This is a genomic window from Leisingera sp. M658 (assembly GCF_025144145.1).
Lineage (GTDB): Bacteria > Pseudomonadota > Alphaproteobacteria > Rhodobacterales > Rhodobacteraceae > Leisingera.
This window is the reverse complement of the sequence record NZ_CP083546.1, coordinates 1,376,690-1,402,602: the sequence shown is the minus strand read 5'-3', so window position 1 is coordinate 1,402,602 and position 25,913 is coordinate 1,376,690. Positions and strand designations below refer to the sequence as shown.

The window sequence follows — 25,913 nt, the reverse complement described above, 5'->3', positions numbered from 1 at the left end:
GGGCTGACTGACCATGGCGCTACCAGCACAGAAACAATTCAAATACTGGGGCATCGCCGCAGTGGTGTTTGCCGTGGTGATGTGGGCGCTTGGCGGCGTGCTGATGCCTTTTATCCTGGGCGCGGCGATTGCCTATATGATCGACCCGATTGCCGACCGCCTGGAGTCCTGGGGCCTGAGCCGCACGGCTGCCACCGCCGCCATCACCGCCGGCGCGCTGATGGTGTTCCTGCTTCTGCTGGTGGTGGTTGTGCCGACGCTGGTGTCGCAGATGATCGACCTGGCACAGGTGCTGCCGCAGCTGCTGCGCGATGCCCGCGCCTTTGCAATTGAACAGTTCCCTTCTGTCTTTGAGGAAAACAGCCGTATCCACCAGGCCCTCACCGCCTTTTTGCAGACGCTGCAATCGCGCGCGGTTGAGGTGCTGCAGTCGGTTGCAGGATCGGCGGTTTCACTGCTGAACGTGGTGGTTCTGCTGGTCATCGTACCCGTGGTTGCGGTCTATCTGCTGCTCGATTGGGACCGGATGGTCGCCCGCATTGATGAGCTGCTGCCGCGCGACCACCAGCCAGTGATCCGCCGCATTGCCGGCGAGATCGACGCGGTGCTGGCGTCATTCATCCGCGGCATGGGCACGGTCTGCCTGATCCTGGGCACCTATTACGCCGTGGCGCTGATGCTGGTGGGGCTGAACTTCGGCCTGGCGGTCGGCTTTATTGCCGGGCTGGTTACCTTCATCCCCTATCTCGGCGCCCTCATCGGCGGCGCGCTGGCAATCGGCCTGGCGCTGTTCCAGTTCTGGGGCGACTGGGTGTCGATCGGGCTGGTGGGCATCATCTTTGCCATCGGCCAGGTGGCTGAAGGCAATTTCCTGACCCCGAAACTGGTCGGCAGCTCGGTCGGCTTGCACCCGGTGTGGCTCTTGCTGGCGCTGTCAGTCTTTGGCGCGCTGTTTGGCTTTGTCGGCATGCTGGTTGCTGTCCCTGTGGCCGCAGCCCTGGGCGTGGTGGCCCGCTTCCTGACTGAACAGTATCTGCACAGCCGCCTCTATCAGGGGCAAAGCCACCGGGACGCAGGGGCGGAATAACACAGATGGCACAACAGCTGAGCTTTGACCTCCCGGCGAAACCGGCGCTGGGGCGGGATGATTTCTTTGTGGCACCCTCCAATGCAATGGCGGTGGCGCTGCTGGATCCGCAATTTGCCTGGCCCAGCGGCAAGCTGGTGCTGACCGGGCCTGCAGGTGCGGGCAAGACCCATCTGGTGCATGTCTGGGCCAGCCAGACCGGCGCGCGGATCCTGCCGGCGGCAGAGCTGACAGCCGGAGCCGTGCCGGAACTGGCGCAAGGCCCCGTCGCGGTTGAGGACGTGCCGCAGACCGCCGGCAGCGCGGAACAGCAGAACGCCCTGTTTCATTTGCACAATATGGTGCTGGCAAACGGGTATCCGCTGGTGATGACGGGCCGCGGCGCGCCGAATCTGTGGGGGCTGACCCTGCCCGATCTGCAAAGCCGGGTGCAGGCCGCCACCCATGCCGAGCTGCAGCCGCCGGACGACCAGCTGCTGGCGGTGGTGCTGGCCAAACTGTTCAACGACCGCCAGATCACCCCCAAACCGGATGTGATTCCCTATCTGGTGGCGCATATGGACCGCTCCTTTGCCGCCGCGGCGCGGATTGTCGGGCGGCTGGACCACCTGTCGCTGGCCGAAAAACGCAGCCTGTCGCGGCCCCTGGCGGTGCGGGCGCTGTCCGAGATCCGCCACGAGGCCGCGGAAAATGACGCATCCGCAAGCGGTTGACCGCTGCCCTCCCTTCGACCATCCTGACCGCGGATTGCCAGACGGAGCCCTTATGAACGTCACCCAGGACCCCGCCGCCGCCAATGCCGATTGGGGGCCCTTCGGCCGCCCGATCTTTGATGACCCCAGGGCCCGGGCGCTGTCGCGGGTGGGGGTGGTCGATGTCGGCTCCAACTCGGTCCGGCTGGTGGTGTTTGACGGCGCCGCCCGCAGCCCGGCTTATTTCTATAACGAAAAGATCATGTGCGCGCTTGGCGCGGGCCTGTCCGAGAGCGGCCGGCTGAACCCCGACGGCCGCGCCCGCGCCCTGTCGGCGCTGCGCCGGTTCCAGCATCTGGCCAAGGGCATGGGCCTGCCGCCGCTGTCCGCCGTTGCCACCGCCGCGGTGCGCGACGCCGGGGACGGGCCGGATTTCTGCGCCGAAGTGCTGCGCGAGACCGGCCTGAAGATCCACGTCATTGACGGGCGCGAAGAAGCCCGGTTATCGGCGCAAGGTGTGCTGTTGGGCTGGCCCGGCGCCTATGGGCTGGTCTGCGATATCGGCGGCTCGTCAATGGAGCTGGCGGAAATACAGGAAAACTCTGTCGGGCGCCGGGTCACCTCATCCCTGGGGCCGCTGAAGCTGCGCGACATCAAAGGCGGGCGCAAGGGCCGCAAAGCCCACATCAGGGAGGTGATCGAACAGCTGAAAGGCGCGATGGGCGCACAGCGCGACCGGCTGTTCCTGGTCGGCGGCAGCTGGCGGGCGATTGCCCGCATCGACATGCACCGGCGCGGCTATCCCTTGAAGGTGCTGCATGAATACCGGATGTCCGCCAAGGACGTGCGCGAAACCGCCCGCTATATCGAGACCACCAATCTGGACAAGCTGCGCAATGCCTGCGGCGTCTCCGCCAGCCGGATGTCGCTGGTGCCCTATGCGATCGACGTGCTGACCCGGCTGGTCAAGACCTTCAAACCCAAGGATATCGCCGTCTCCAGCTATGGCATCCGCGAAGGGCTGTTGTATGAACAGATGCCGCAGCGGCTGCGCGCCCGCGATCCGCTGATCGAAGCCTCGCGCTTTGCCGAGGCCAAGGACGCCCGCGTGCCCGGTTTCGGTGGCACCCTGTATGAATTTGTCAGCCCGCTGTTCAGCGGTGCCCCGCTGGCCAAACGGCGGCTGGTCAAGGCGGCCTGCCTGCTGCATGACGTCAGCTGGCGCGCCCATCCCGACTACCGCGCCGAGGTCTGTTTCGACAACGCCACCCGCGCCAACCTGGGCGGGCTGAAACATTCAGAACGGGTGTTCCTGGGCCTGGCGCTGCTGCACCGCTACAGCAACAAGCGGCAGGGCAGCGCCTTTGAGCATCTCTATGCGCTGCTGGATGAAAAGGGCCAGCACGAGGCCGAGGTTCTGGGCAAGGCGATGCGGTTCGGCGCCATGCTGATGCTGACCAGCACCGGCGCCATTGGCAGCTTGCGCTGGCAGCCGCGCAAGCGGGTTTTGCACGCGGAACTGCCGGATGCGGCACGGCCGCTGTACGGCGAAGTTGCCGAAGCCCGGTTGCAATCGCTGGGCAAGGCATTGGATGCCGGGGTGCAGCTGAGTTTCAGCAAACCCGCCGGTCCGTCTGAGGCGTAAGGCCCTAGGGTGGTGCGTCAGATTTCGGTGACGCCTTCCTCCTCGCCCTTGTCTTTTTCGGCGGGCGCGTTGTCCTTGGGTTTCTTGCGGATGATGATGTCGCCATTGGGCAGGATCTCGGGCAGCTCATAGGCGCTCCAATCCTCCACCTCCTTGGCGATTTCGGCCAGCGCAGGCCCCATTTCGGCAAGGAAAGCCCCCATCGAGGGGCCGATGTCCTCCATCATGCCCTGCAGGTCTTCCAGCGCCGGCGCCATTTCCTCGCGCAGCCCCTCCCAGAACAGTTCCGCCCCGCGTTCCATCAGAGAGGGGGCACCGCCCTCCTCCCCGGCTTCCTGGGCGGCAAGCGGAACGGACATCAGGGCAACGAGGGCAGCTGGCAAAAGGATCTGTTTCATAGTGCCAATATAGGGAGGTCTCGCCGGGGGTAACAGGGGTGCCCTGATACGGAACCGCGCCGGGCGGGTGCATGCCCGCGGTGATGGCTGATTTGCAGCCGTCTGGCATGAATGCCGATTGCCCCGGTCAATGAACTGCAGGCCTTGCAACAAAACTGGAACCTGCCAAAAGCGAAACCTCAATCAGCGTAGAACGTTCGGAAATACGCAATGTAGTGTGCCCTTGAACGCATGATGGATTGAACCGACGGCAGGCCGCGCATCGTTTTCAGCCACTTCTGCAAATTCTCGAGACGGTGCGGAATTTCGACATTGCGAAACACTTCCACGTCGGCGAAGCGCTCAAAGAAAGGATAAAACGAAAAGTCGACAAGCCCGGCACGGCCGCTTAGCCAGAACGGCTGATCCGCGGCCCGTTGCGAAAGGCCCTGATCTTCGATGAAAGCCAAATGTTCCAGCAATTCCGCACGCAGCGCATCCCGCGTTTTTCCGGGAACTGATTTCAGCAGATTGAAATAAGCGGGCATGAACCGCGTGTTGCAAAAATCGATCCAAAAACGAGCGGCAGCACGGTTATAAGGATCCCCGGGCAGTAGCGCAGGTTCGGGAAAAACCTCCTCCAAATATTCATTGATCACGCTGCTCTCATAGATCGAATTGCCATTATGTTCGAGAACCGGCACCCGGCCATAAGGTGAAAGGAGCGCGCCGAATTGCGTCTTTTCCGCCAAGTTGACCGTCAGCAATTCGAACTTCTGCCGCTTTTCCCGAAGCGCGAGCACGCAGCGCAAACTGAACGGGCAGTATTCTGCGGTGATGAGCTTCATAGACCGATCCGGCAGCTTAGACGTTGGATGTTCTGCACACACCTTGCGCCGCCCCTTGGATTTATAAAAGGGGCAATGTGAAGGGCTTAGACGGCGGCGGCTGACCGCCTGTCCGGAAAGTCCAGAACTGCACCCCTTCGGGCGCTGGACGGCAAGTGCAGGCCCGGGATGAAACCAGACCGTTCACGCCAGCGCGATATCCAGCGTCACCGGGAAATGATCCGAGGCATTCAGCAGCGCCTGGCGCAATTCCGCATCACCATAGCATTCCGCGTCCTCGAACGGGTGCCAGATGCGCCACTTGGGCTGCAGCCCCATCAGGCTGTGCGAGATCATCACATAATCCAACAGCGCGCAGAAATAGCGTTTGGTTTCAGGATTGTAGAACCGCGAGGTGCTGGGCAGCACGGTGGTGCGCGGACGCAAAAGGCTTTGCGCGTGGGGGTCGTTCAGCAGGCTGCCCATGACGATCTCAACCGAGGACTGGCCGAACAATTTCTCAAATTCATCCAGGCCGGGGCCGTCGTTCAGATCCCCCAAAACCACCACATGCTCCCCCGCCGCGGCATGTTCCGCCACCCGCCGGTGCAGCCAGATCGCCTGTGCCAGCTGCTTGCGCCGGTTGGCGATGGAGACGGTGGTAACCTCGTTCTTGGTCCGGGCACCATGCGGCGCCTTGGATTTCAGATGCGCGCCGATCATCCGCAGCTCCACCCCCTTCTTGTCCGGGCCGCCTTTGGTGGTCACCGCCAGCTCCAGCGGCGGTTTGGAAAACCGCACCTGATCGGCCTGGGCGTCAACGTCCAGGTCAATGCCGAACACCCCGTCAAACCGCGGCGCATCCGCCGAGGAACGGGCGTCGTGGCGGGCGTCCAGAACATCCGGATCAAACAGCAATGCAATTTCCTGCTGGGTGTCATTGGGAAAGCCGCTGACGGCCTCGCGCGCTCTGAGGCCGGCTTCAGCCGCAAAGCGCTCCAACGCGCGGGTGGTGCGCTGGCTGCGGCCGGTATTGGGCGCCTCCACCACCATCACCGCATCGGCATCAATGCGGCGCAGCACCTGGGCGATGGCTTGGCCCTGGGTGTACCGGTCGACCCCATGGCGGGAGGAGCGTTCGCCGTCGAGCAGCAGATTATCCTCTGCATCAAACAGGTTGGCGAACCATTCGATATTATAGGTTGCCAGCCGCATTGCCGCAGCATCCGTTGATTTCATCCCAGGCGCGGTTGATGTCGATCATCCGCTTCTCCGCCAGCCGCACCGCCTCTTCGGGCACGCCGCGGGCGATCATCGCATCCGGGTGGGTGTCGCGCACCAGCTTGCGCCAATGCTTGCGGATCTCGTCCATGGCCATATCTGGGCTGACACCCAGCACGGTATAGGGATCCTTGGGCGCATCCGGCACAAACCGCGCGCGCAGCGCCTGGAACTGCTGCGGGGTCTGGCCGAAAATGCGGCTTACTTCTTCGAGGAATTCATTTTCGCCGGGGTGATAGAAGCCATCGGCCATGGCGATATGGAACAGCCCCTCCATCAGGTCGCACAGCGTGGTGGGGTCATCGGCAAACATGCTGTGGATGCGGCGGGCGTATTCCTGGTAGCCGGCCACATCGGTGCGCGCCATGTCAAAGACGCGGGCGGCGCCGGTTTCATCATCGCGGGCAATCTGGAACACCTCGCGGAAGGCGGCCACTTCGTCGCGGGTGACCTGCCCGTCGGCCTTGGCCATCTTGGCGCCAAGGGCGATGACGGCAATGGCAAAGGCCACGGTGCGTTCGGGCGGCGCGCGCAAGCGGTCAAAGACTTCCGACAGGCTTTCTCCTGCGGCAAGTGCGGCCAGCGCGTCGGATATGCGGGTCCAAAGTGACATGGTGCCAGCCTATGCGTCTTTGCCAGGGTTGTCAGGGGCGGGAATACCGGGCGTCAGGATTTTCTGCATGAAAACAGTGTCGAGCCAGCGCCCTTGCTTGCAGCCCAGTTCCGGCATCCTTGCTGTTTCCACATAGCCCATAGCAGCATGGAAGGCGATTGCTGCGGGATTGGCACTGCTGACACTGGCGATCAGCACATGAATGCCCGCCTGTTCCGCCTTGGCCTCCAGCGCCTGCATCAGCTTGCGGCCCGCGCCCTGCCCCTGTGCTTCGGGCAGCAGATGAATGGTGTGCTCTGCCGTAAATCGATAGCCGGGACCGGGGCGGAACGGGAAACAATGCGCGTGGCCGAGGATCCTGCCGCCCTGTTCCGCCACCAGATAAGCGCCGTTGCCGGCCATGATCAGTTCCCGGACGTCTTCAGGCGTTTTTTCAATGGTGTTGAAGGTGGCCAGCGTGTCGCGGATCACCCAGTTGGCAATGGTGCAGACGGCTTCGGCATCATCAGGGCGGGCAGAGCGGATTTTCATCGCAGCACCCTTGGCCCATGCGGGGTTTCGAACTCCGCCATCATCGCAGGTTTACCCTGCTCCGCTGCAACGCGCGGGTCGCCGAGGATCCGGTCCAGTGCGGCTTGCAGGTCTTTGGCCTCCGGGTGGCTGAGGATCAGGCGGGTCAGGCGGCAGTGCGACTGCGGCAGCTTGCCGGCGGGCGGCTCGGACTGCCACTGCAGGACCGCGGGGAAAATGTTGCCGAACGGCAGCAGCCCGTCCGCAGGCACCGTCATCAGCCAGCGCAAGTCCCCGCGCTGCATTGCCACGTGGCGCTGCGCATGAGGCGGCAGCAGGGGTTTCTCCGCTTCCAGGTTTTCGCTGCGCAGGATCCAGTTGCTGAGCCGTGCAGGGCCGGAGAACCGGTCCAGGTTGAACCAGCGCGGCTGCTCCTGCGGTCGGGCGTCCGGGTCGATGGCGATGGCCTCCAGGTACAGCCCGTCCTCCAGCCCGATCAGCCGGTTATGGGTGCCATAGCGGGCGTGGGAGCCACCGGGGCCAAGCGCGGCGCCAAGGGCCTCTTCGGCATGGGCAACCGCCTCTTCCAGCGTTTCGCCGGCCACGGCCAGGTGATCGAGTATCATTTGCGCCTCCCCTTTTGCGGCCAGAGACTAGCCGGACAGCGGCGGGGTACAAGGCGGGATTTGCCGTCAAGGACAGTGAAGCGGGCACCCGCCACCGGCGCTGAGAGGACACTCAAAACCGTCAGCGCTCCCGCCCGTCGCAGGCTGTGCGAAGGCACATCCGCTCCCGTTGGGCGGGGCATCGCGCGCCTGACGGCGCGCGATGCCGACAGTTCACCTGGCAGGGTGAACTGCCAGGCCCAAAGCCGCCAAGGGGTTTGCCCGCAGGGCTGGCACCTGCGGGTGCGGGAGCCCCCTGCTACTTACGTTACGCCCGCGCTTCGCGGATCAGGCGCAGGATGTCCTGGGCGGCTTCCGGGATGTTGGTGCCGGGGCCGAAGATTGCCTTGACGCCTTTGGAGTACAGGAACTCATAGTCCTGCTGCGGGATCACGCCGCCGCAGATCACCAGGATGTCGCCCGCGCCTTCCGCCTTCAGCGCCTCGACAAGCTGCGGAGCCAATGTCTTGTGGCCTGCCGCCTGGCTGGAGATGCCGATCACATGCACGTCATTGTCGATGGCGTCCTGGGCGGCCTCGGCGGGAGTCTGAAACAGCGGGCCCACGTCAACGTCGAAACCGATGTCGGCGAACGCCGTCGCAATCACCTTGGCGCCGCGGTCGTGGCCGTCCTGGCCCATCTTGACCACCAGAAGACGCGGGCGGCGGCCCTCTTCTTCGGCGAAATCCTCGATCGATTTCTGGATCGCCGCAAAGCCTTCATCGCCTTCGTATGCGGCACCATAGACGCCCGCCAAAGTCTTCACCTCGGCACGGTGGCGGCCGAATTCCTTTTCCATCGCCATGGAGATTTCTCCGACTGAGGCCCGCGCACGGGCGGCTTCAACTGCGGCTTCCAAAAGATTGCCGCTGCCCGCCTGGGCACGGCGGGTGAGTTCATCCAGCGCGGCCTGGCAAGCGGTCTCGTCGCGGCCAGCCCGCATTTTCTGCAAACGGGCGATCTGAGACTCGCGGACAGCCACATTGTCCACATCCAGGATGTCGATCGGGTCTTCTTTTTCCTTGCGGTACTTGTTGACGCCGACCACCACCTCGTCGCCGCGGTCGATCATCGCCTGGCGGCGGGCGGCGCTTTCTTCGATGCGCAGCTTGGGCATGCCGCTCTCAACCGCCTTGGTCATACCGCCCATTTCCTCAACCTCTTCGATCAAGGCCCAGGCCTGTTCGATCAGGTCGTTGGTGAGGCTTTCGACATAGTAAGAGCCGGCCAGCGGATCGACGACATTGGTGACACCGGTTTCCTCCTGCAGCACCAGTTGGGTGTTGCGGGCGATGCGGGCCGAGAAATCGGTGGGCAGCGCGATGGCCTCATCCAGCGCGTTGGTGTGCAAGCTTTGCGTGCCGCCGAGGACTGCCGACATCGCTTCATAGGCGGTGCGGATCACGTTGTTGTAGGGATCCTGCTCCTGCAAGGAGACGCCGGAGGTCTGGCAATGGGTGCGCAGCATCTTGGAGCGTTCGGACTTGGCGCCGAATTCGGTCATCACCCGGTGCCACAGGGTGCGGGCCGCGCGCAGCTTGGCAATTTCCATGAAGAAGTTCATGCCGATGGCAAAGAAGAACGAGAGACGCCCTGCGAATTTGTCCACGTCCATGCCCGCATCCAGCGCCGCGCGCACGTATTCGCGCCCGTCCGCGATGGTATAGGCCAGCTCCTGCACCAGGTTCGCGCCGGCCTCCTGCATGTGGTAGCCGGAGATCGAGATCGAGTTGAATTTGGGCATCTCGTTCGAGGTAAACTCGATAATGTCCGAGATGATCCGCATCGAGGGTTTCGGCGGATAAATATAGGTGTTGCGGACCATGAACTCCTTCAGAATGTCGTTCTGAATGGTGCCTGCGAGGACCGATTTATCGTGGCCCTGCTCTTCGCCCGCAACGATGAAGGACGCCAGAACCGGGATCACCGCGCCGTTCATGGTCATCGAGACCGAAACCTTGTCGAGCGGGATGCCGTCAAACAGGATTTTCATGTCTTCGACGCTGTCAATCGCCACGCCGGCCTTGCCGACATCGCCGACCACGCGCGGGTGGTCGCTGTCATAACCGCGGTGAGTGGCAAGATCGAAGGCGACCGAGACACCCTGCTGGCCCGCGGCCAGGTTGCGGCGGTAGAAGGCGTTGGATTCTTCGGCGGTGGAGAAGCCTGCGTACTGGCGGATGGTCCAGGGCCGGCCGGCATACATGGTGGCCTTGACGCCGCGAGTGAATGGGCCGACGCCGGGCAGCGTGCCCATGTGGGGCAGGTCCTTGGTGTCGTCTTCGGTATAAAGCGGCTTGACCTCGATGCCTTCCAGCGTCTGCCAATTGAGGTCGTCAACCGCCCGTCCGCGCAGCTCTTTCTCAGCCAGAGCCTGCCATTCGTCTTTGTTTGTCATCAGGTCTTCCTCTTGTCAGTGCGATACGGGGCGGGTTCGTGCCCGCCGCCAGTTTATCGGGATCATGGGCCAGTGCGGCGATGCCATCGGCACCGGCAGCCAGCCACATCATGTCGTCGGCATACGCCTCGCGCAGGCGTGCGGTCTGCGCGTCGTCAAAGGGGCGCCAGCGGCCTGAGCCCCCTGGCAGTTTGGCCGCCGCAGAGGACGGCACGCTGGCGCGCAGGTCCTGCAGGCACAGCGAGGCGTTGAGCCGCACCCTTGCGTGGGTGCGCGGCGCCTCGGCCCCGGTGAGGGCCGTCAGCTGTGCCTCGGGCCGGGTGCCGAAGGTTTCAAACGGCAACACATGCAGGCGCACATCTGGCACCGCACAGGCAATATCGGTGATCACATCGCGCCAGCTGCGCGGCGCCTGCACCAGACGGTCAAGCTGCGCAGGCGACGGCACCCGGTGGCCGCGGGCAACCGCATAGGCCAGTGCTGAGGTCCAGTAGCCGTCCAGGCTGCGGATGCTGAGGGCCACGTCTGTCACGGCATTGCCGAAGGCCTGGGAGAACCGCGCCATCCGTTCCCCCACTCCATTATAAAGATCGCCAAGCCGCAGGTTGCCGCGGATGGAGCCGATCATGTTTTCTTCACTGATCAGCAGCTGATGGATGCCCTGCTCGCGGCAGCCGGCAATCTGGATCTGCAGCCGCCCGCGGGCACGCTGGGCGAGGTCGCGGCCAGTCACCCGTGCAGGCCCGGGCTGGATGCCGTGGAACAGCCCGCCCCTGGTGCGGAACGGCCCCCAGAACCCAATGCGCTGTTTGGCAAGCCCATCGGCGTTCTGGCGCATGTATTCCTGAAACGACGTGGTTGCGCAGCGGTGCGCACCTGTATGAAGGATCACTTTCATCATGCTTCGGGACCTCTTCTGGAGGGCCGCAGGCCGCAGCCCGGTCAAGGGGAATGGCACAATCATGGCCGGCAACCCCTCAGTATCCCGTTAACGATGATGTTTTTTGGCCAAGTTGCGGATTTCCCGGTCGCATTTGCCGCCGCGGCGCATATATTCAACGGGACAGGAGAGATCATGAGAGCAATCCTAACCGTTGTTTTGGCAGGTTTTATTCCGCTTGCGGCCCTGGCTGCAGATGGCAGTGCGCCTGATTGGATACAGCCCGGGTATGACGTGGAACTGGAGGATTTCCAGTGGAAGCAGCGCCCTGTGGTGGTGTTTGCCGACAGCCCCGACGACCCGCGCTTCCACGAGCAGATGGAGCGGCTGATGCAAGGCGCCGAGGTTCTGAAAACCCGGGATGTGGTGGTGCTGGTTGACACCGACCCGGCCGCAAAATCGGCGCTGCGCAAAAAGCTGCGTCCGCGCGGGTTCATGCTGGTTCTGGTCGGCAAGGACGGCGGCGTGAAGCTGCGCAAACCGCACCCTTGGACAGCGCGCGAATTGTCCCGCACCATCGACAAATTCCCCGAGCGGCTGCGCGAAGTGGAAGAGCGGCGCGGCAGCTGAGCTGACCGGGCCGCGCCTGCTGTCAGCTGTTGCCGCGGACGTAAATCAGCGCCATCGCCTGTTTGTCGAGCACAACCATGGCATGGCTGTCCGGCACAAAGACAAGGTTGGACTGCGGATTGAGAATAGCGCGGTAGTAGACGCCTTTCACAGTCTCGTTCATGCAATTGACCCCGGCCAGGCCCGAGTTCAGGATCCCGATACCTTGCGGCAGATCCCGCGACATGATCGCCTCGGTCACCGCATTGGGGGATTTTCCGGCCACCCGGAACACAACCGGCTTGCCGTCTGCCAGCATTTTCATGCCGGTGTTGACGGATCGCGCCCTGCCCAGCAGCGAAGTGATCCGCGGCTGTTCCGTTGTGTGGAACACCGCAGCGGTGCAGGTGGACGAGGATTGGAAAAAGAAGGTTTCGCCCAGTTCCGTCCATTCGGACAGCAGCACGCGCACCTCCTCTTCCTTGTCGAGCGTGCAGCCCGTCAGCAGGAGAATGCCCGAAAGCAAACCGGTCATTAAGCGGAACATAGGGCACCTTGAGGAAGTTCAACCCGGGCAGGATTGCAGAAATTCCTGAAGATTCGGTGCACGCAGCCGTGCGGTCCGGGGCAGGCATGCGGGGGCCGGCGGAAAAAACCGCCTGCCCGCCCGCGCATATGCCTGCCCCGTGGTGCATTATTCGAATTCCATGATCACATCATCAACCGCCAGGCTGTCGCCCGCGGATGCGTTGATCTTGGACACCACGCCCTTTTTCTCGGCGCGCAGGATGTTTTCCATTTTCATCGCCTCGATGGTGCAAAGGGCCTGGCCCTCCTGGACCTCCTGCCCCGCTTCGACGTCGACCTTCACGATCAGGCCGGGCATCGGGCAGAGCAGCATCTTGGAAGTGTCGGGCGGCAGTTTTTCCGGCATCAGCTGCGCCAGTTCCGCCTGGCGCGGGGTGCGCACATGGACCTTGAGATCCGCCCCGCGGGAGCGGATGCGGAAACCCTGGGTGACCTTGCCGGTCTTCAGCACCAGGATGTCGCCGTCCACGTCCAGGGTGGCCAGCTGGTCGCCCGGCGTCCAGTCCGAGGACACGCGCAATGCGGTGCCATCGGCGAACTTGACAGTGGCACCGTCGCGGTCGGCGTCAATCACCACGTCATAGGACTGGCTCTGCAGGGTGACGGTCCAATCGGTGCCGACTTTGCGTTCATGGTTGTCCATCCGGCCCGACACTCGGGTGCGGCGGATTTCGGCAACCCGGTGCATCGCCGCACAGGAGGCGGCGATCTTGCGCAGGTCGGCTTCGGGCAGCTCAACGCCCTCAAAACCTTCGGGATACTGTTCCTCGATAAAGGCGGTGGTCATGGTGCCGTCGATGAAGATCGGGTGATCCATGACAGCTGACAGGAACGGCAGGTTGTGGCCGATGCCCTCCACCTCGAAGCTGTCGAGGGCAATGCGCATGGCGTCGATCGCCTCAGCCCGGGTGGGCGCCCAGGTGCAGAGCTTGGCGATCATCGGGTCGTAATACATCGAGATCTCGCCGCCCTCAAAGACGCCGGTGTCATTGCGTACGGCAGCCTCGCCCGCGGGCGCATCCCCCTGCCACTTGCCATTGATCAGCATCGGGCCTGCGGCAGTCTCGGCCGGCGGGCGGTAGCGCGACAGGCGGCCGATGGAGGGCAGGAAGCCGCGATAGGGATCTTCGGCATAAAGACGGTTTTCAATCGCCCAGCCGGTTAGTTTCACGTCTTCCTGGCGCAGCGGCAGCTCACCGCCGTCTGCGACGCGGATCATCTGTTCGACCAGATCAACGCCGGTGATCAGCTCGGTCACCGGATGCTCCACCTGCAGGCGGGTGTTCATTTCCAGGAAGTAAAAGTTCTTGTCGCCGTCAACGATGAATTCCACAGTGCCGGCTGAGGCATAGCCGACGGCCTTGGCCAGGGCCACGGCCTGCTCGCCCATGGCTTTGCGGGTTTCTTCGTCCAGGAAGGGCGACGGGGCCTCTTCCACGACTTTCTGGTTGCGGCGCTGGATCGAGCATTCCCGCTCGCCCAGGTAAATGCCGTTGCCGTGGGTGTCGCAGAGCACCTGGATTTCAATGTGGCGCGGCTGGGTGACGAATTTCTCGATAAAGATCCGGTCATCGCCAAAAGAATTCGCGGCCTCGTTCTTGGAGGACTGGAAACCTTCGCGGGCCTCGTCGTCGTTCCAGGCGATGCGCATGCCCTTGCCGCCGCCGCCGGCGGAGGCCTTGATCATCACCGGGTAGCCGACCTCGTTCGAGATCTTCACCGCCTCATCCGCGTCGGCAATCAGCCCCATGTAGCCGGGCACGGTGGAAACACCGGCCTCCTGGGCGATTTTCTTTGAGGTGATCTTGTCGCCCATGCTTTCAATCGCACCCACCGGCGGGCCGACAAAGGCGACGCCTTCGGCGGCCAGGGCCTCGGCGAATTTGGAGTTTTCCGACAGGAAGCCATAGCCCGGATGCACCGCCTGGGCGCCGGTTGCGCGGACTGCCTCCATCACCTTGTCGATGACGATATAGGACTGGTTGGCGGGCGGCGGGCCGATGTGGACAGCCTCGTCGGCCATTTGCACATGCAGGGCCTGCTTGTCGGCGTCAGAGTAGATGGCAACGGTTTTGATGCCCATTTTCCGCGCGGTTTTGATCACCCGGCAGGCGATCTCGCCCCGGTTGGCGATCAGGATCTTGTCAAACATAGGTGGTCCCTTTGTATTCTGGCCCTTGGTCCTTGGCATTCCGGAATGCAAAACGCCGCGCCCGGGGCAGACCCAGGCACGGCGTTTGCGCGATTTTTGCACCGGCCGCAGCGGGCCGGATGTTCAGCAGTGCAGCGGCAGCGGTGGCGGCCTTAGCACTTGCGGGGATTTTGCTGGCAATAGACCAGGTTTGCGGCCACGCCGACGGCTGCGCCGGTGACCAGGCTGCCGTCCAGCAGCGCAGCACCTGCGGCGCCTGCGCCGGCGCCATATACGATACGTTCGCCAGTGGTGTCGCCGCAGGCCGCCGCAAAGCCGCAGAGCGACAGGGCCGCGATGAAAGTTTTTGCCCGCATGTCCAGTTTCCTTCTTCCGGGGACGTCAGTGTCCCTGCGGAATTTGCAGGCTGGACAGCCGCGCGCAACGCTGTGCCGAACCCGCCCTTCAGTTGGGCGGAGGCTTGCCGCATGGGGGGGAGTATACGGCAAGCTTCCGCCGGTGCCTGAAGGGGAGAAAAGACGGGCAGGACGCGGATGGGGGCGCGTACCTGCCCGTTCAGGCGAAGGGGCCGGAACAGATGCTCGGCACAGCAGCGTGGCTGCGCTGCTTGACCCACGATGCACAGCCCCGGCGCTGCTGTAAGCCCCTGAAATGCAAGGGTGCGGATTTGGGCAGATTCCTGCTGACCCAAGCGGCAGCTGTGCGATTTCACGCCGAAATCACGCACTACCGGCCGGGCAGTGGCGCAGGGCCGCGTCAGCCCTGTCACATCGCCGTTACAACCCTGACGCTGTGCTGGCCGGCCGGACAAGCGGTTGTCAAAGCGCTGTGAACGGCAGCGCCGGACCGGCGCCGGGATTTGCAGCCCTGCCAGCACCTTGGCCTGCGCAAACACTGCAGCGTGAACAGACCGTGAAAATTTCGCACTTTTTCTGGCGCAAATCCTCACGGCGGCTCTCTTTGAAGTCATTTCCCCCCCGTTTGCGCACGTGGGAGTCTGGCTGCACGACACATAAGGAGGAGGGATAACCCCATGACCAAAGTGCATAGAGGGCGCTTCGCCCTGGCTGCTGCTGCACTTGCCGGCAGCGCTGGCCTGGCCCACGCGGATACACAGTCCGAGCTGCAGGAACTGCGCAACCGGGTCGAGGTGCTGGAAGCGGAAAGCCAGCAGGTGACCGGCGCGCCCGGCGACTTCCGCCTGGGCAATACCGCGGTCGACATCTACGGCTACGTCAAGGCCGATTTCTTTTATGATTTCGATTTCGTCCAGGGCGACACGGCCTTTGTCAACAATATCGGCGAGCCGGTGAATGCCACCGACGGCGACTTCGGCGCCACCGTGCGCCAGTCGCGGCTGGGCATTCGCACCACCACCGAGACCGGCATCGGCACCATTCAGGGCCAGCTCGAGTTCGACCTGTTCGCCTCGGGCGGCACCTCCGAGCTGCGGCTGCGCCACGCCAATGTGCAGATCGGCGATCACTGGCTGATCGGCCAAACCTGGACCAACTTCATGCCGCTGGGGCAGTACCCCGCCAGTGTGGAATTCAACGGCCCGGTCGGCATCGCCTTTGCCCGGGTGCCGCAGGTCCGCTACAGCAACAGCTTTGGCGACGGTTTCGACTACAGCCTGTCGCTGGAGGAAAACACCGCCGCCTCCAGCGATCCGGTCGCCACGGCAGCGTTCCAGTACAGCAATGATCTGTTCACCGCGCGGATTGCCGGCCTTGCCGGCACCATCCAAAGCGGCGGCGTTGACGTTGATCAGACCGGTGTTACCGTATCCGGCTCCATCACGCCCTGGGACGGCGGGTTGTTCCAGGCCACCTATGTTGACGGCGAGGCCCTGGGGCCGTTGCTGATCGGCCTCGGGGATGCGGTGGTCGGCGGCCAGGCCAACGATGTGAAGGGTTATACCGTCGAATTCCGCCAGGACATCACCGACCAATGGAATGTCGGCATCGCCTACGGACGCGAGGATTACGACCTGCCGACCTCGACCGGCACGCTGTCCTTCACCGAGCTGGAGACCATTCACGTGAATGCCTTCTACAGCCCCACCGACAACCTGACCTTCAGCGCTGAATACATCTTTGGCGAGCGCAACGACACGATCTCCGGCAATACATTTGACGGCGACCGGGTGCAGCTGGCGGTTCAGCTGAACTTCTGACGAAACAGCAGACGGGCGGCGCCCCGGACGCAGCGGCAGGCATCGCGGAGAGATCCGCGGTGCCCGTTGCGTGATATGCGTCCGGGACGGTGCCATCAGTCAAACGCGTCCGGGAAAGACGCCTGCGCCACGGCCACGTTAATGACCAGCAGCGCCTCGTAGCTGGCCGGATTAAACGGATCTTCAGCGGCGACCACTTCGCGGCCGAACAGCCAACTGAGACGGCCGGCGTCCAGATTGCCACGCTCGAACGGCTGGTCGCCGAACTGCTCCCACAAAGCCCGCATAAAGGTGGCATCGACGCGCCGGTCGACGTTCTTGCGGTCGGCAAAACGCTCGCGCCGGGTCAGCGGCGTGACCCCTTTGGGATTGGGGCGGCGGACGGTGAATTGAAAATCGGTGCCGGGCATACGGCCCGGGAACCCGCGGTGTTTCAGCATTTGGGTGCCTCCTGTCCGGCACCCTGCGGGCGGGTAAGGGCCGGCCGCAGGGCCGGACCCTTGTGGTCGTTACTTGTACTTGCCGGTGAATTCCGGCTCTTGCGAGATCGGCTCGGGCTCGACCACGACAAATTCTTCTTCCTGCTGGGCGCAGGCAGTGACGGCGGCCAGCAGGCCTGCCAGGGCGATAAGCTTGATGCTCTTGGACATTTCTGTCTCCTGATAAAAAACGCGAAACCTGCGGGGGCTTGGCCCGCCGCCTGCCTCAACCTCAATGTGAAGGCAGCCCGCGGGCTGCCCGCGCCAAGGATAGCGGGGTTTGCAACCGAGTCACATGTGAATCGCGGCAATTGGCAGCGCTGTGGCTGCAATGCCGCAAGAATCCGCCGGTCTGAAGTTTGCCCCGCAAGATGTTGTGGATGCATCAGAAAGCCTCCCACATACAGCCTGCGGCCACGGGGCGGTAGGCCTCGAAAAACTGGGTGGCCGCCGGGTCCTGCGCCCCAAAAGGCACCATTCGGTCCGAGAGCGAAATCACCACCCGGGCTGCGGTCAGCCCGTGACCGGCCAGATAGGGCACCGCCAAGGTCTCGCAGAGATGGTCCATGTCGGGCGCCGCCGCCTCATAGCTGACGGAACCGGTTTCCCGGGCGATTTCCGGCGCCAGGAAGCGGAACCGGGCCCAGGTTTCGCCCGCCTGTCCGGGTGCTTCGTCCAGCAGCACCTCGGCCAGGGTCACGGGCTGGCCCGACGGAACCGCAACCGGTTCCGCGGCAGAGGCGGACAGGACGGACAATGCCAAAGGGATAACAGCCAGATATCCGCAGCCCCGGCCCCCGGTTTCCCAGGCTCCTCCGGCCGGGGCTGCTGGCGCAGCGCATAAAGCGCGCGCTGTTGGTATCTGGCTGAGGCGGATCATGAGACTGATTCGTTTCCCTTGTCAAATTTTGCCGCAATTTCGGGCGGATTATTCGTATTCGAGCCTGTTCCCAGGCATATCTTGTCCCGGCGCCGCACCGCATGGCGCAGCCAGCGGCCCCGGTTAGCGGGATTTTCCAGAACGTCGGCAATCAGCCCGGCGGCATTGGAGGGCACCCGGCCCATCACCTGCCCGCCGGCCCGGATGTGCAGCCCCTGCCCCGACCCCGGCCCTGTGGCGGTGATTTCCACCACCGGAGAGAAGCCCCGCATGCCTTGCAGCTTGCGCCACATGTCCTGGCGGATCTGATGCGCCAGCCGCAGCGGGTCGCCCGACGTCAGCACGGTCTCCGCCGCCACGTCGAACTGCGCAGGCAGGCGGCGCGACAGCGTCAGGCTGCTGTCCGTGCGGATGATATGCCAACGGTTGCTGGACAAATCCGAAGACTCCCTCTTCTTTCTGGTCGAAAATATCCTCGGGGGTGCGGGGGCAGACAGCCCCCGCTCAACATCCGCAATTACAGCGGAATGTTGTCGTGTTTTTTCCACGGGTTCTTCAGCTGTTTGCCGCGCAAGGAGGCAAACGCGCGGGAGACGCGGCGCCGGGTGGATTGGGGCATGATCACCTCGTCGATAAAGCCGCGTTCTGCCGCCACAAAGGGGTTGGCGAAACGGTCCTCATAGTCCTTGGCGTGGGCCGCGATCTTATCCGCGTCTTTCAGGTCAGCGCGGTGGATGATTTCGGTCGCGCCCTTGGCGCCCATCACCGCGATTTCCGCCGTCGGCCAGGCATAATTGAAATCGCCGCGCAGGTGCTTGGAGGCCATCACGTCATAGGCGCCGCCGTAGGCCTTGCGGGTGATCACGGTGACCTTGGGCACGGTGGCTTCGCCGTAAGCAAACAGCAGCTTGGCGCCGTGTTTGATGACGCCGCCATATTCCTGGGAGGTGCCCGGCAGGAAGCCCGGCACGTCGACAAAGGTCAGGATCGGGATCTCGAAACAGTCGCAAAAGCGTACGAAACGCGCGGCCTTGCGGCTGGAGTCGATGTCGAGGCAGCCTGCCAGCACCATCGGCTGGTTGGCGACGATGCCCACGGTCTGGCCCTCAAGGCGGATGAAGCCGGTGATGATGTTCTTGGCGAAATCTTCCTGGATCTCGTAGAAATCGCCCTCGTCCGCGACCTTGGCGATCAGCTCCTTCATGTCGTAGGGGCTGTTGGGATTTTCCGGGATCAGGGTATCGAGGCTGGTCTCAATCCGGCCCGGTTCGTCAAAGAACGGGCGCACCGGGGGTTTTTCACGGTTGTTGAGCGGCAGGAAATCAACCAGGCGGCGGACTTCGGCCAGTGCTTCGACGTCGTTTTCAAAGGCGCCGTCAGCAACCGAGGATTTCTTGGTGTGGGTGGAGGCACCACCCAGCTCCTCGGCTGTCACCACCTCGTTGGTCACGGTTTTCACAACATCCGGGCCGGTCACAAACATGTAGGACGAGTCTTTGACCATGAAGATAAAATCGGTCATCGCCGGGGAATAGACCGCGCCGCCTGCACAAGGCCCCATGATGACGGAAATCTGCGGGATCACGCCGGAGGCCATGATGTTGCGCTGGAAGATCTCGGCGTAGCCGGCAAGGGCGTCAACGCCTTCCTGGATGCGGGCACCGCCGGAATCGTTTATGCCGATCACTGGCGCGCCGTTCTGCATCGCCATGTCCATGATTTTGCAGATCTTCTGGGCATGGGTCGCCGAGACCGAACCGCCCAGGACGGTGAAATCCTGGGAGAAGACATAGACCTGGCGGCCATTGATGGTGCCCCAGCCGGTGACCACGCCGTCGCCTGCCGGTTTGTTGTCTTCCATGCCAAAATCGGTGCAACGGTGGCTGATGAACATGTCGAACTCTTCAAAGCTGTCCTCGTCCAGCAACAGTTCGATCCGTTCGCGGGCCGTCAGCTTGCCGCGGCCGTGCTGCGCGTCAATGCGGCGCTGGCCGCCGCCCAGCCGTGCGTCCTGGCGGCGGTCTTCCAGCTCGGAAAGGATGTCTTTCATGGCACATGTCCCCTGTAGATTTCACCGGGACCATATATTGCGCGGCAGCGAAGCCAAAGGACATTATCGCAAATTTGCAAATCGTTTGCATACGCAGGATGCAAAGCTGTAAATCAGCAAAGTTTGTATTCGGGTTCCAGCCCCTGTCCAGGGCCGGGAAGGCAGCCTCAGGCCGCCTTGGCGATTTCGGCCATTTGCCGCAAGGCGTTTGTCAGCGGTGTTTTAACCGGGGCTTTGACGCCGAAAGGATTGTCTTCGACCATGCCGATCGCCGGATCGTCCTTAAGGAACTTGAGATAGGCGGCGATCTGGGCCAGCAGTGCCTGTGCGGCTTTTTTGCGGGCGTCGCCAGTGGCCGATTTCATCTCGAACAAGGCCTTCATCAGCGCTGTCTGGTTGCCGTCCGTGACACCGGCAAGGCCGGCATCAGCGATTTGCGCCAGCACCGGGTGGTTCTGGGATTTCAGCGCGTCCTGCAGGCTGGAGACGCCGCGGTCCACATCCTCCTTGGCGGCCTGCCAGATTTCCATTGGGTCCGCCGCGGGCTGGCCCGTCTCTGCCGGTGTCTCAATCGCTTTGATCAGCGCTTTGAGCCCGTCGGCGGCCTCGGTCAGCGCGCCTGATTTCAGATTGGCCGCGATAGCGCGGGCCTGTTCTGCCAAGGGCGCGGCCTGTTCCGGCGGCAGGGATTTGAGCTTGGCCGCCTGCGCAGTCAGCAGCTTGCCCAGTTTTGCGGCCTGTTCCGATTGGGCCGGGTCCGCGGGCGCAGGCTTGGGCTGGCCGCCCAGTTTGGCAAGCGCTGCTTCAAGCCGGTCGAGCCGGGCCGCGCAGGCGTCGTGATCGCCCTGCCCCAGCAGTTTCACGCTGGCTTTGATTTCCGGGGCAAGCTTGCCTGCCAAGTCCGGTTTGCCCAGCGCCTTGACCGCCTCAGCCGCGGCTGCGATGCGGGTTTTCAACGCTGCAGCAGCCCCTGCATCAGCGGTGCTGTCTTCGGCGAGGCGGGTTTCGGGGCCGGTTTCCGAAGCTTCGCCGTCGTCATCCGGCAGGCTGTCCTCATCGATGATGCTGCCATCGGGGCCGACAAGCACCGGCTTGAACTTGACCATGCCCTCCTTCATGAACTTTTTCTTCAACTGTTTGACGATGCCCTTCAGCGGCTTCTCCGGCTGCAAAAGAACCTCGTTTTCCTCAACCCGCAGGGTGCCGAAACAGGATTTCTTGATCCCCGGCGCCTTTTTCATGTCGCCGCGCAGCACCTTGCCGGGTTTGCGCAGGTCGATCATCAGCCCGCAGTCTTCGGACTTGCCGGCAAGGCCAAAGGCAAAAGGCAGCTCCTTGCCGGAGGCCTTGGCCTTTTTCAGAAGTTTCAGGACGGCGTCCGCATCAAAAGCCTGATCAGGCATGGCAGGTCTCCTAAGCTGGTTCCTAGCTGGCGTTGCCGGTGAAGGCGTTCCAGTCCTCAGCGCTCATTTCCACAAAATCGAGATCGGCCTCGTCGCCCGGCTCGGACAGCGGCTGGTCGGGCCAGATCATCCCGTAGGCACGGCGAAACAGCGCCTGCAGCTCGGCGTCGTCGAACGGGTACTGCTGGCCTGCAAACAGGCTGATGCGTCCAGCCGGGCTGGCGATCAGCGAGTCCAGCGCCAGCCGCAGCCAATCGAGGTTGCCCTCTTTATGGGCGCGTTTGTGCATGCTGCGGATGTCGGCGTCGAACTGGGCCAGATCGGCCATCGGATCAGGCGCGTTCACCGCCCGGCCCATGGTCAGAAGCCGCGTGTAGCCCGCGATCAGTTCCTTGCGGATTTTCATGGGATCATGTTCCCCGGATTGCCATTGGTGTAGGTCTTGGTCTCGTTATCCCAGCCGTCAGCGACCGGGTATTGCTGCATCATCACCCAGCGGCCCGGTATTTTGGCCGGAGCGGCGCCATGCCGGGTGGTGTATTTCGCCACATAGTCAGCGTTATCCTGCGCTTTTTCCTCGGGATAGTCCGTTGCAGGATCGGGATTGTCTGTGGTTTCCGCCGGCAGCAGTTCCGGCTCCCAGATGAAGTTCACATAGGCGCGGGTCAGCCCCTCAACCTCCTCGAAGCTTTCATAGGTCTTATCGGAAATCGGCTCGCCGTTGTCATCGGAGCGCACGTGTTTCTTGTGGCCGATATAGGCTTTGTCGATCGGGCGGCCGTGTTCGACGGTGAAGTCGGCACTCTCATCGGGATCGGTCAGCGGATCACCGGTAAAGGTCATTTCGGTTTCAGTGATATCGACACCTTTGGCCAATGCGGCCTCGGCAGCAATCTCGCGGCCTGCCAGCCAGTCCTGCGGGCTGTGGAACTTGGAAGACGCACCGGTGTAGGAACGTTCGTCGTCGTCATGCGCATTGGGCGGCTTGCCGGTTTTCAGCCGGGTGATCAGATCCTCGTCGCTGACGTCCGGGCCGTGGCGGTCCAGCGAATGGCCTGCGTTGCTGCCGGCACCGTCCATCATCTCATAGGCTTCGGCCGCCTCGGCGCTGAGTTTTTCAAGCTCATTGCGGACCTTATCAAAGGCGGTCTTGGCCTTATCGAAATCCGGTTTTTTGGCTTCATCCTCAGCCGCTGCAACTTTGACCTCTAAGGGGTCCAGCTCGTCTGAAGGCACGCTTGCCCGTTTCAGTGCAGCGACAATGCCCTGCACCTGGAAACGGGCCGTGGCCATCGGTTTGACCGTCTTCAGCAGTTTTTCATGGGTGTCCAGCATCAGGAAGGCGTCGCCGTATTCCTTGTCCGTTCCGGCCCGGTCCTTGGCCGCCTCCAAGGCTTCGTCCAGTTTGCTCTCGGCGGCTGGCAGCTTGAGGTATTTCTTGGTCCGGGCGTGTTCCTTTTCGACCTTGGCCAGCTTGGCGCGGTAATCCGCCATGGCCAGCACCAGATCCATGTAATCGGCATTGTCCAGCACCGTCTGCAGATCACCTGCGGCCTTGCCCGGATCACCGCCGCGGGCAGTGAGCTCCGCAGCCTTGATCGCGTCATCCAGCGTGCTCTTCAGAACATCCGCATCGCCGGGCAGCACCGCGAGCAGGTCTTCGGCGGCCTTTTTGGCGGTCAGATAGCCCGGCATTGCACGCAAAAGCGCCAGTGCCGCGGGCACAGCGCTGACAGCATCCGGGTATTTCTGCGCCGTGATATTGTCTGCAACCGGTTTGTGAAAATCATAGCTGGCGGCCTCGGGGAATTGCGTCAGGATCCGGGCCATTTCGCTTCGGTCATCCACAACCTTTTCCAGCTGGAACAGATGGTTCAGCTTGACATGATATTGCGGCGCGCCGGTTTTTTTGTCGAAGTTGTCGGCATCCGCCAGAAGTTTATGCGCGTCCCAGGTCGTGGTCAGGTCGCTGAGTTCCGGCTCAGCCAGAACTTTTTTCAGGGTGTCGTATTTCGCCTCAAGCGCCTTGACGATCTGTTTGGAATGGCTTTTGCGCATCAACGCGCGGTTGGCCTTTTCCCAGACCTTCAGATCCGCCAGCGCGCCAGCGGGATCATTGTTGCCCTTGAATTTCTGTTTGGTATCCGCCGCCGCCAATGCGTTGCGGAACCCCTCATCCGCTCTGAGGGAGCCGTCAAAGCCGCGCATATAGCGGGCGAGCTTGCCGCGGTCCTTAGAGCTGTAGTCTATCAGCTCCTGCAGCAGCCCCTTGGCCTCATTGAACTTTTGCTCCTTGTAGCCCTTTTTCTTGGCGTTTTTCAGGTGATTTCGAAAATCCTTGGCGGCCGGTACAGCGCTGGCGAGGATAAGCTCGCAGCGCTTGTGGGAGTTTGCCATGTAATCGTCCATCAACGCAGCAAAGCTAAGACCTTCGGCCAGATCACCCTCATCGCTCAGATTGGATTTCCAAGCCTCCAGCGCCAACTTGGCGGCGCCGAAATCCCCGGCCTTGGAATGGACGGCGGCGGCTTTCATCTGGGTTCCGCGGGCGGCTTCGGCGGTATCCTTGGTAACGCCTGTCATCGGGTTGATCAGCGCCAGCGTGGCGCTGGTCCAATTGTCGAAGAAGAGACCATAGGTATTGGCGTCTTCCGCCTTGGACGAGGCATCCTTGGCCGCGGCCTCCACCGCTTCAAAGTCCTTGTCGGTCACGGCGGCGGCCATGGTCTTGTGCGCCGCCTTGATCAGACCCTCCACAAAGGTAAATGCGCCCTGGTCCAGACTGTTGCGCACCGAGGCGAATTTATCCTCAGCCGCGGCCAGGGCGGTCTGCGCCTTGTCACGCGCGGCGGCAACTGCCAGCTGCGCGGCGATCTGGCTGGACAGATCGGAAATATCGCTGTCGATCTTGTCAAAGGCGCCGGCCTCATCCGCGCTGAGGATTTCCTTTTTCAGCGCCTTGCGCCCGCCCGCCAGGCTGCGCCGCGCGCCTGAGCTGAGTTCGGCGGGAATGGTGATCTTGTTCAGCTCCGTCAGGGCCGCCGAACGCCTGTTGTCCACCTCCTCATTCACCGGATCGGGAAAGTCCGGCATGGTCCAGGCCTTGAGCTTGTAAAACCGTTCGGCCCATTGCCGGATGGCCGGATTGTTGGCAAGCGGATCAGGGGTATTGGCCATGGGTCACCTCAACAGAACTTAAAAGGACGGGCCTTGGGGAACGCGCGATTTGATGGAATGCTTAAGCAACCATAGGGGAGGCATTGAATTCGGCGCAAGAGTCTTTTGACGCAACGGCAACCTTACGCCCTGCCAGGCCGGGGCTGATGGACAAGACGGGCCGACTGCTCTAACCGGATGGTATGTCCACATATAATTCCCGCGTATCCGGCCAGCGGACACCTCCGCGCATTTTCACCCTGATCCTGCTTGCCGGGCTGTCGGCGCTTGGCATGAACCTGCATCTGCCGTCGCTGGCGGGGATGTCCGAGTATTATGCGGTCGATTACCGGGTGATGCAGCTGTCAGTGGCGCTGTATCTGGCGGGCAATGCGGTGGTGCAGATCTTTGTCGGGCCGATCTCGGACCAGATGGGGCGGCGGCCGGTGATCCTGGTCAGCATTGTGCTGTTCCTGCTGGCGACATTGGGCTGCATCTATGCGCCGACGGCCGAGGCGTTCCTGCTGTTCCGGGTGGCGCAGACGGCGGTGGCGGCCACCATGGTGCTGAGCCGGGCGGCAGTACGCGACATGTATGACACCAACCAAGCCGCCAGCATGATCGGCTATGTCACCATGGGCATGGCAATCGTGCCGATGATCGGCCCCGCAATCGGCGGTTTCCTGGATCAGTGGATGGGCTGGCAAGCCAACTTCTGGCTGTTGTTCCTGGTCGGTGCGGCGACGCTGGCCATCACCTTTACCGATTTCGGCGAAACAGCCCACAAAAGCGGCAAGACGCTGATGGCGCAGTTCCGCGAATACCCGGAACTGCTGCGCTCGCCCCGGTTCTGGGGGTATTCACTGTCCTCGGGCCTCGCCTCAGGCGCCTTCTTTGCTTACTTGGGCGGCGCGCCTTTTGTCGGCACCGAGGTCTATGGCCTCAGCACGGCAGAGCTGGGGGTCTATTTCTCCACCCCGGCGGTGGGGTATTTTGCCGGCAACTTCATCTCGGGGCGGTTTTCCACCCGGATCGGGGTCAACAGCATGGTTCTGTGGGGCTGTGTTATCAACGGCGGCGGGGTGCTGCTGTCGCTGCTGATCGCGATGGCGGGCGCTGACAGCGTGTTCACCTTCTTCGGGCTGATGTGTTTCGTGGGCCTGGGCAACGGCATGGCGATCCCCAACGCCACTGCGGGCGCCATCTCTGTCCGCCCGCATCTGGCCGGCACCGCGTCCGGTCTTAGCGGTGCGATCATGATCGGCGCGGGGGCAGCACTCAGCGCCTTTGCCGGAATGCTGCTGGTACCGGGATCCACGGCGGTGCCCCTGCTGGCGATCATGTTCGGCACCGCAATGTGCGGGCTGGTTGCGATCCTGCTGGTGGTCCGGCGGGAGCGGCAGATCGGCGCATAACGCCTGCGGTCGGCTTGCAGGTCTGGATTT

General features: G+C 62.9%; 25 protein-coding genes. 6 read left to right on the top strand and 19 right to left on the bottom strand.

The annotated features are described in order from the left end of the window. Positions 1-13: 13 nt before the first annotated feature. Genes K3724_RS07010 through K3724_RS07000 form a run of 3 tightly spaced genes read left to right on the top strand, consistent with a single transcriptional unit; the run spans position 14 to position 3,424 of the window. Positions 14-1,087: an AI-2E family transporter gene (locus tag K3724_RS07010; protein WP_259991300.1), complete on the top strand. Its 1,074-nt coding sequence runs from the start codon at positions 14-16 to the stop codon at positions 1,085-1,087. 5 nt (positions 1,088-1,092) lie between these two features. Next, the gene (locus K3724_RS07005; protein WP_259991298.1) at positions 1,093-1,800 is read left to right on the top strand and encodes an HdaA/DnaA family protein; all 708 of its coding nucleotides are present in this window, start codon (positions 1,093-1,095) and stop codon (positions 1,798-1,800) included. Positions 1,801-1,852: 52 nt separating this feature from the next. Continuing rightward, on the top strand, positions 1,853-3,424 hold the full coding sequence (locus tag K3724_RS07000; RefSeq protein WP_259991296.1) for a Ppx/GppA family phosphatase: 1,572 nt from the start codon (positions 1,853-1,855) through the stop codon (positions 3,422-3,424). A gap of 17 nt (positions 3,425-3,441) precedes the next feature. Here K3724_RS07000 and K3724_RS06995 read toward each other — a convergent pair whose 3' ends face one another. The 8 genes from K3724_RS06995 to K3724_RS06960 form a co-directional block, all read right to left on the bottom strand. Beyond that, the gene (locus tag K3724_RS06995) at positions 3,442-3,822 is read right to left on the bottom strand and encodes a hypothetical protein (protein ID WP_259991294.1); all 381 of its coding nucleotides are present in this window, start codon (positions 3,820-3,822) and stop codon (positions 3,442-3,444) included. Between the two features lie 179 nt (positions 3,823-4,001). After that, positions 4,002-4,649, bottom strand: a complete 648-nt coding sequence (locus K3724_RS06990) for a glutathione S-transferase family protein (RefSeq protein ID WP_259991293.1) — start codon at positions 4,647-4,649, stop codon at positions 4,002-4,004. 183 nt (positions 4,650-4,832) lie between these two features. Further along, complete coding sequence (locus K3724_RS06985) at positions 4,833-5,843, bottom strand: endonuclease/exonuclease/phosphatase family protein (RefSeq protein WP_259992585.1); 1,011 nt, start codon at positions 5,841-5,843, stop codon at positions 4,833-4,835. Next, entirely contained in the window at positions 5,824-6,522 is a 699-nt protein-coding gene (locus K3724_RS06980) for a molecular chaperone DjiA (protein WP_134830160.1), read from the bottom strand. Before K3724_RS06980 ends, K3724_RS06985 begins: the two co-directional genes overlap by 20 nt. A gap of 9 nt (positions 6,523-6,531) precedes the next feature. Continuing rightward, positions 6,532-7,053, bottom strand: coding sequence for a GNAT family N-acetyltransferase (locus K3724_RS06975; protein ID WP_259991291.1), 522 nt, complete (start codon positions 7,051-7,053; stop codon positions 6,532-6,534). Continuing rightward, positions 7,050-7,658, bottom strand: coding sequence for a VOC family protein (locus K3724_RS06970; RefSeq protein ID WP_259991289.1), 609 nt, complete (start codon positions 7,656-7,658; stop codon positions 7,050-7,052). The genes K3724_RS06975 and K3724_RS06970 overlap by 4 nt, the downstream gene beginning before the upstream one ends. 307 nt (positions 7,659-7,965) lie before the next feature. Next, positions 7,966-10,095: a methylmalonyl-CoA mutase gene (gene scpA, locus K3724_RS06965; protein WP_259991287.1), complete on the bottom strand. Its 2,130-nt coding sequence runs from the start codon at positions 10,093-10,095 to the stop codon at positions 7,966-7,968. Continuing rightward, positions 10,061-10,993: a hypothetical protein gene (locus tag K3724_RS06960; RefSeq protein ID WP_259992584.1), complete on the bottom strand. Its 933-nt coding sequence runs from the start codon at positions 10,991-10,993 to the stop codon at positions 10,061-10,063. Before K3724_RS06960 ends, scpA begins: the two co-directional genes overlap by 35 nt. A 177-nt stretch (positions 10,994-11,170) precedes the next feature. Here K3724_RS06960 and K3724_RS06955 point away from each other — a divergent pair, with 177 nt between their 5' ends. Further along, positions 11,171-11,605, top strand: a complete 435-nt coding sequence (locus K3724_RS06955) for a DUF4174 domain-containing protein (protein ID WP_259991285.1) — start codon at positions 11,171-11,173, stop codon at positions 11,603-11,605. Positions 11,606-11,627: 22 nt separating this feature from the next. Here the strand turns inward: K3724_RS06955 and K3724_RS06950 are convergent, their stop codons facing one another. From K3724_RS06950 to K3724_RS06940, 3 genes are all read right to left on the bottom strand, one after another. Beyond that, positions 11,628-12,119, bottom strand: coding sequence for a hypothetical protein (locus K3724_RS06950; RefSeq protein WP_259991283.1), 492 nt, complete (start codon positions 12,117-12,119; stop codon positions 11,628-11,630). A gap of 159 nt (positions 12,120-12,278) precedes the next feature. Next, a complete protein-coding gene (locus K3724_RS06945) occupies positions 12,279-14,324 on the bottom strand; it encodes an acetyl/propionyl/methylcrotonyl-CoA carboxylase subunit alpha (RefSeq protein WP_259991281.1) in 2,046 nt (681 codons plus the stop codon). Positions 14,325-14,476: 152 nt separating this feature from the next. Beyond that, on the bottom strand, positions 14,477-14,680 hold the full coding sequence (locus K3724_RS06940) for a hypothetical protein (protein WP_129370421.1): 204 nt from the start codon (positions 14,678-14,680) through the stop codon (positions 14,477-14,479). Positions 14,681-15,357: 677 nt separating this feature from the next. Between K3724_RS06940 and K3724_RS06935 the strand changes: the two genes are divergently transcribed. Beyond that, complete coding sequence (locus K3724_RS06935; protein WP_259991278.1) at positions 15,358-16,500, top strand: DcaP family trimeric outer membrane transporter; 1,143 nt, start codon at positions 15,358-15,360, stop codon at positions 16,498-16,500. Between the two features lie 95 nt (positions 16,501-16,595). Here the strand turns inward: K3724_RS06935 and K3724_RS06930 are convergent, their stop codons facing one another. The 8 genes from K3724_RS06930 to K3724_RS06895 form a co-directional block, all read right to left on the bottom strand. Beyond that, positions 16,596-16,940 (bottom strand): hypothetical protein, encoded by a 345-nt coding sequence (locus K3724_RS06930; protein ID WP_259991276.1) that lies wholly within the window; start codon positions 16,938-16,940, stop codon positions 16,596-16,598. Positions 16,941-17,009: 69 nt separating this feature from the next. Then, a complete protein-coding gene (locus K3724_RS06925) occupies positions 17,010-17,150 on the bottom strand; it encodes a hypothetical protein (RefSeq protein ID WP_024089507.1) in 141 nt (46 codons plus the stop codon). 214 nt (positions 17,151-17,364) lie between these two features. After that, complete coding sequence (locus tag K3724_RS06920) at positions 17,365-17,742, bottom strand: DUF6497 family protein (RefSeq protein ID WP_259991273.1); 378 nt, start codon at positions 17,740-17,742, stop codon at positions 17,365-17,367. A gap of 113 nt (positions 17,743-17,855) precedes the next feature. Next, positions 17,856-18,296 (bottom strand): hypothetical protein, encoded by a 441-nt coding sequence (locus K3724_RS06915; protein ID WP_259991271.1) that lies wholly within the window; start codon positions 18,294-18,296, stop codon positions 17,856-17,858. A gap of 80 nt (positions 18,297-18,376) precedes the next feature. Further along, entirely contained in the window at positions 18,377-19,909 is a 1,533-nt protein-coding gene (locus tag K3724_RS06910; RefSeq protein WP_259991269.1) for an acyl-CoA carboxylase subunit beta, read from the bottom strand. A gap of 167 nt (positions 19,910-20,076) precedes the next feature. Further along, a complete protein-coding gene (locus tag K3724_RS06905; protein ID WP_259991267.1) occupies positions 20,077-21,312 on the bottom strand; it encodes a hypothetical protein in 1,236 nt (411 codons plus the stop codon). Positions 21,313-21,334: 22 nt separating this feature from the next. After that, on the bottom strand, positions 21,335-21,718 hold the full coding sequence (locus K3724_RS06900) for a hypothetical protein (protein WP_259991265.1): 384 nt from the start codon (positions 21,716-21,718) through the stop codon (positions 21,335-21,337). Next, positions 21,715-24,489, bottom strand: a complete 2,775-nt coding sequence (locus K3724_RS06895) for a hypothetical protein (RefSeq protein ID WP_259991263.1) — start codon at positions 24,487-24,489, stop codon at positions 21,715-21,717. The genes K3724_RS06900 and K3724_RS06895 overlap by 4 nt, the downstream gene beginning before the upstream one ends. A gap of 182 nt (positions 24,490-24,671) precedes the next feature. Here K3724_RS06895 and K3724_RS06890 point away from each other — a divergent pair, with 182 nt between their 5' ends. After that, positions 24,672-25,883 carry a multidrug effflux MFS transporter gene (locus K3724_RS06890; RefSeq protein ID WP_259991261.1) on the top strand — a complete coding sequence of 404 codons (1,212 nt, stop codon included), beginning with the start codon at positions 24,672-24,674 and terminating at the stop codon, positions 25,881-25,883. The last annotated feature ends 30 nt before the right edge of the window (positions 25,884-25,913 follow it).